Origin of the sequence: Dyadobacter sp. (assembly GCF_051859145.1) — a bacterium.
GTDB lineage: Bacteria > Bacteroidota > Bacteroidia > Cytophagales > Spirosomataceae > Dyadobacter.
The window spans coordinates 1-458 of sequence record NZ_JBHYGF010000369.1; the positions used below are offsets into that span (position 1 = coordinate 1).

1 pseudogene is annotated in these 458 nt (G+C 45.2%); it reads left to right on the forward strand.

Annotated features, from left to right (window positions below):
• A pseudogene (locus ACTIE6_RS19240) lies at window positions 1-458 on the forward strand (GH92 family glycosyl hydrolase); the annotation flags it as partial.

A 458-nucleotide genomic window follows, 5' to 3' on the forward strand; every position in this document is an offset into this window, starting at 1 on the left:
GAAGATCAGAGGCTTCAAGCAAACCCACCAGCCAAGTCCCTGGATCAATGATTACGGCCAATTTTCGATCCTGCCGATCACCGGAAAATTGAAGATCGATGAAGAGAGCCGCGCGAGCTGGTTTTCTCACAAAGCCGAGACGGCCAAGCCGCATTACTATAAAGTATACCTGGCCGATTACGATGTTACCACTGAGATTGCCCCGACAGAAAGAGCCGCTCAGTTCCGGTTTACATTTCCTGAATCTGATAGTTCTTATGTGTTGCTTGACGCATTTGACAGAGGATCGTATGTAAAAATCATCCCCGGCGAGCGCAAAATTATTGGCTATACTACCAAAAATAGCGGTGGTGTTCCTGCCAATTTCAAAAACTATTTTGTTCTGATTTTTGACAAAGCATTTACATTTTCTTCTGCATTCCGTGGCAAGCAGCTGGCTAAGGATACTTTGGAACTGA